The organism is Hydrocoleum sp. CS-953 (genome assembly GCF_002260545.1).
Classification (GTDB): Bacteria; Cyanobacteriota; Cyanobacteriia; order Cyanobacteriales; family Microcoleaceae; genus Trichodesmium.
In genome coordinates, this window is the sequence record NZ_LGSU01000983.1 from 1 (window position 1) to 5,824 (window position 5,824).

The 5,824-nt window shown below is 38.9% G+C and carries 2 protein-coding genes and 1 pseudogene; all 3 read right to left on the reverse strand.

Annotated elements, in window-relative coordinates; all coding sequences use genetic code 11:
* Positions 1-145: 145 nt before the first annotated feature.
* A partial coding sequence (locus AFK68_RS13870; RefSeq protein WP_143437859.1) for an efflux RND transporter permease subunit occupies positions 146-2,150 on the reverse strand: 2,005 nt, incomplete at its 5' end.
* 1 nt (position 2,151) lies between these two features.
* Positions 2,152-3,542 (reverse strand): annotated as a pseudogene (locus tag AFK68_RS13875) (efflux RND transporter permease subunit); the annotation flags it as partial.
* A 287-nt stretch (positions 3,543-3,829) separates the two neighbouring features.
* Positions 3,830-5,791: an efflux RND transporter periplasmic adaptor subunit gene (locus AFK68_RS13880; protein WP_246844181.1), complete on the reverse strand. Its 1,962-nt coding sequence runs from the start codon at positions 5,789-5,791 to the stop codon at positions 3,830-3,832.
* Positions 5,792-5,824 lie beyond the last annotated feature (33 nt).

Consider the following 5,824-nt stretch of genomic DNA (forward strand, 5'->3'; position numbering starts at 1 on the left):
ATTTTAGGATATAAAATTATACTCTTAATCACCTATCAACAATAGGTTGTAATATTTTATATAACGGGGTTTGGAGATCAAACCCCTACGGGGCAATAATTATAACTATACTACCGGATTTGATCTTAACTAAACCAACACAAAACTAGACTCTAGTAACAGAATCTTTTTTCAAGACATTCGCACCCTTACCATTACCATTAACAGGAACATCCAACTGCGCGTAACTCTCCTTACCACCGAACAATTTCTGCAACCAATGGAGAAAATTATCAATGTAAGTAAACCACACAGGCACCACCACTAATGTTAACAATGTGGAAGTAGTTAACCCACCAATAACAGCGATCGCCATCGGACTTCTTACTGCTCCTCCTGCTCCTAATTCGAGAGCAATAGGTAACATCCCGGCAATAGTGGAAAGGGTTGTCATCAAAATTGGTCGTAACCGAGAAATACCAGCCTCCCGCACTGCATGAAATTGAGCCATTCCTTGTTTTTCATTTGCTAAGGAAGAGTCTACTAACAAAATCGCATTTTTTGTCACCAAACCCATCAACAATACAATTCCAATTAGAGCAAACAAACCCAATTCTTTCTGCATTATCATCAACCCCAACAATGCACCACCAATAGATAACGGTAACGCAACCAAAATCACCATTGGGTAAAGGAAGTTATTGTATAGCAACACTAAAATTGCATAAATACACAATACTGCCAAACCTAACGCACCCAAAAATCCATTAAATATATCCATCATAATTTTCGCACTACCATCAGACTGTTCGCTAACATCAGGGGGCAGTGGGTTCATTGCTGGTAATGATTTTACTGCTGTTAGTGCATCTCCCAGAGAAATACCCTGTAAATTTGCCTCAAAGGAAACTTGACGAAAACGGTTAAAACGGTTGATTTCCGCAGGTCCGCTACCAATGGTAATTTCAGCCACCGCCGATAATGGTACTAAGCCACCATTTTGACTGGGGATGCGTAAATTTTTAATTGCATCTAAGTCATTTCTAAATTCCTCTGCTAACTGTACCCGAATCGGAATTTGACGATCTGCTAGATCGAATTTAGCTAAATTAGTTTCATTATCTCCGAGAGTTGCTAAAGAAGCAGTACGAGCGATAGCCTGTACTGAAACTCCTAAGTCTCCTGCTCTAGCAGGTAATGGTTTAATCAAAATTTCCGGTTTGACTAAACTAGCACTAGAAGTCACATCCACTAACCCAGGAATTTCTCGCATTTGTTTTTCTAAAGTATCCGATGTCTGTTGTAAAACAGCTGCATTTTCACTCTTCAGAATAATTTTTAAATCCTTATCACCACCACCTGGACCTTGACTTGCAAAATTAATCCGCGCTCCTGGAATATTCTGAAACAACGGTCGTATCTGTTGTTCAAATTCTTTTTGAGAAATATCCCGCTCTTCCCTCGGTAAAATGTTAACGTATAATTTCCCTGTATTCACAATCTCACTATCATCTCTGCTACCTAGATCGGCAAACACACTGGTAACAAGTGGATTTTTAATAAATAGTTGCATTGTTTGTTGTGCAGCTTGTTCGGTTTCTGCTAAAGTCGAACCAGGAGGTAATTCTAGGGAAACTCTACTCACACCCCTATCCTCAGCACCAGTTAACCCTTTTGGTAGAAGTGGTACTAATTGCAAGCTACCAATAAAGAATACTAAAGCAATAACTAAGGTGAAAATTTTATGGCGCAACGCCCAAGTTAATAACTGACTATAGGGACGATTTTTTTGGGGTTTGTGATTTTGGTCTGGAAAATTAGGAGATGTTTGCAGTCGTCTCTGTTTCAATAACCGCGCTCCCAACATTGGTGTCATTGTTGTGGCAACTAATGTGGAAAACATAGTTGCAATTGCTACCGTAATACCGAAAGGTTTAAAAAATTTCCCTGGTACCCCACCCATAAATGCTACAGGTAAGAATACTGCTACAATAGTTGCCGTTGTTGCCACCACAGCAAAACCAATTTCTGCTGACCCATCTAAAGCTGCTTGGAATGGCTTTTTCCCCTTAGAAATATGTTGGTCGATATTCTCGATCATACAGATAGCATCATCTACTAAGTTCCCCATTGCTAATGCTAGTGCTAACAGAGTCATCCCATCTAGGGTGNGGTAAGAATACTGCTACAATAGTTGCCGTTGTTGCCACCACAGCAAAACCAATTTCTGCTGACCCATCTAAAGCTGCTTGGAATGGCTTTTTCCCCTTAGAAATATGTTGGTCGATATTCTCGATCATACAGATAGCATCATCTACTAAGTTCCCCATTGCTAATGCTAGTGCTAACAGAGTCATCCCATCTAGGGTGTAGTTGAGAATTTTCATTGCCAAAAAAGTGGGCAATATTGATAAAGGTAATGCTACTGCTGTTACTAAGGTTGGTCGCCAGTCTCGTAAAAATATACCTACAATTACAACAGTAAGTATGGAACCGATAACTAAAGCGTCTACAGATGCTTGATATGATTCTTCAATTGCTACTGCTAGAGTGAAGATTAATTGCAAGTCTACATCTGGTGGCAATGTTTTTTCTAGTTCTGCAACTGCTTCCCGCACGTTTTTTTCTACGGTAACTAAGGTACTACCTGTACTGCGAAGTACCCCGAAAGCAACAACGGGTTTACCGATATTATTTGTTGCTGAGTTTTGGTTGGAACTATTTTTTTCTAATAACCAAGCTGTTTGTCTAGTTTCTCCAAAACCATCAATGACTTTACCTACACTGGAAAGGGGAACTGCACCACCGGAAGGCAAAATAATTTGATATTCTTTCAATGCTTCTACTGTGTCAGCACTTCCTAATGTCCGAATACTTTGTTCTCTACCTCCTGTTTGAGAACGTCCTCCTGGTATGTTGGCATTTAAAGCGCGAATTTGATCGTTGACTTGAGTAGCAGTAATACCAAGACTTTCTAATCTTTCGGGACTCAGTTCGATGAGAATTTCTCGGTCAACTCCCCCAATGCGGTTGATTTGAGAAACACCTGTAACATTGAGAATAGAACGACTAATTTCTTTGTCTACTAATTCGCTCAACTCTTCTACAGAACGTTTGTCGGAGGTGACGGCGTAGGTCATTATTGGTCCGCCTCCAGCAAAATCTAATCTTCTAACAATAGGATCATCAACGTCTCTGGGTAAGTCTTGCCGAATTTGCTCTATGGCATTACGCACATCGTTAGTTGCGCGATCGCTATCTACTTCTAATTCAAAGGCAATGGTAGTTGTGGAAACTCCATCGGTTACTGTTGAGGTTAATTGATCTATATCTCCTAAACCTGCTACAGCATCTTCTATTTTTTTGGTTACTTGAGTTTCTAATTCTGTCGGGCCGGCTCCTGATTGAGTTACTGTGACTGATACTATAGGAATATCAATATTGGGTAAGTTGTCTATTCCTAATTGAAAAAAAGACATTAATCCTACTACTGTTAACACTAAAAACATTACAAGAGTAGGAACTGGTTTTTTAATTGACCAAGCTGATAAATGAAATGACATGATTATTAATTAAGGAAGAAGTAAGAAGNCGCCGAAAACTCTAATTGAGATAGATTTTTTCTGGCATTCTTTATTTTGTAATTGGTATTAATTGAATGAAAAAAAATCAGTAGTAAGATTTTTTTCACTAGGTAGGGGTTTGGTCTCCAAACCGCTTTTTACAGGATTTAATATCCCTTAATAGCTAACAGGCAAGATGCCTATGTTACTTTCAATATTTTTGGGAAATAACTAACAGGCAATAAACCTAAAGACCTTACTCTGTAAGGACGTTGTATGCAACATCCCTACTTATCAATTACTTTGACAATATCTCCATCTTTCAAATAACCTCCACCTGCTACTACTACTTTATTACCTAACTCTAAACCATTTTTGACTTCAATTTTGGCATTAGCTAAATCGCTATTTTTACTCAAAATTTCTCCTACTTCTACAGGTACGGCTTTAACTTGATTATTATCTTGCAAAACATAAACAATAGACTGCCCATTTGCTTGAGGTAATACTGCTTTTGCTGGAATTTTTAATCCTTGATTTGTCGCAGTTGTAATTGTTGCTCGTAAAAACATTCCTGGTCGTAATAAATTACTATTAGGTAGGTCTATTTTGACAGTTGCTTCGCGAGTTTGTTCATTGACTAATGGTGCTATTTCTCTTACTATTCCTGACATTTTTATGCGACTATCAGCATCTGATGTGATTTGAACTTTTGTACCTATTTTAACTTGTGGTAATTGAGTTTCTGGTACTTCTAATTGTAGTTCTAATTGATTGTTTTTAATGATTGAAAACAACATTTTATTACTAGAAGTTACATCACCAACACGAGCTATCCGTTCGGCTATTATACCGTTTGCGGGTGCTTTGAGTAAAGTCTGTGCTAGTTGAGTTTGTCTTTCTTCTAGGCGAGCTTCGTCGCTGCTAACATTTGCTATAGCGCTGTCAATATTTGATAATGCACTTTCAACTTCTGCTCTAGCACTACTTACATTGGCTTTGGCGCTATTAACTTTGGCTTCTGCACTCCGTAGTTGAGCCATTGAACTACTGAGACTTGCTTCTGCACTTTCTACTCGGGCTTCTGCACTACTAACATTTGAGTTGGCAATGTCTACTTTGGCTTTGGCGCTACTAACGTTAGCATCAGCAATATCAATTTTTGCTTGAGCGCTATCAATATTAGCATCAGCAATTTCAACTTTAGCTTTAGCACTATTAATATTAGCTTCAGCAACTCGTACCCCTTCTCTAGAAGTTTTCACCGTAGTGCTACGAGTTTCTAATTCTTGAGAAGAAATAACACCCTCCGCTCTCAGAGTTTGATATCGCTCAAAATCTCTCATTGCTTGTTCTTTGTTAGCTTTAGCTTCTGCTAACTTTGCTTCAGTTTGGGCAACAGATGCTAGAGCATCATTACGACTTGCTTGGGTTTGTTTAAGAGCAGCAACAGCATCATCCCGACTTGCTTGAGCTTGTTTAAGAGCAGCAACAGCATCATCCCGACTTGCTTTTGTTTGCCTTAACCCAGCGTTCGCCTCATCTCTACCTGCTTTTGCTTGAGCTATAGTAGCTTTAACTCCATCGCGATCGGCAATTACTTGTTCCCAAGCAGCAGTTGCTTGCTCTACTCCTACTTTAGTTTTACTGTGAGCAGCTCTTCTTTGCTCTACTTCACTCTTAGCAGATGCTACTTGAGATTTTGCCTGGTTAATTTGGGATTTTAAAACGGAGTCATCTAGAATTGCCATTACTTGGCCTTGAGTAACTTTTTCTCCTTCATCTACTAAGACTTGTTGAATTTGCAAGCCATTTGCTTGTGGTAAGACTGGTAATAGATCGAAGGCAACAACACTACCTGTAGCATCAAGGGTGCGTTCTACTGTTGCTAATTCTACGTCGGCTACTGTTACACTCATGGTGGGAGTCAAGTTTGTCTCGACTGGAGCTGTAGTAGTTTGTGTTGAATTGGTATTACTTTCTGTATTTTGCTTTGGTTTGGAAAGTAGCTGCATACTTATCACACTAGCAACTATACCAATGGCAATACCAATAATTAATCCTTTCCATCCTCCTCTCTTTTTTTGAGCAGGAAATTCTTTGGTATCATTAATCTTCTCCTCATCTTCTTGTGCTTGAGAATAGAATACCGGGCCATCTACCTGATAAATTTCGACTTGGTTACAATCATCTAGACGATCGCTCTGTTGCTTTTTTATGATATTTTCTGGTATATTTACTTGTTTCAATTTACTTACCTCTATCTACACTTAACATTGTAA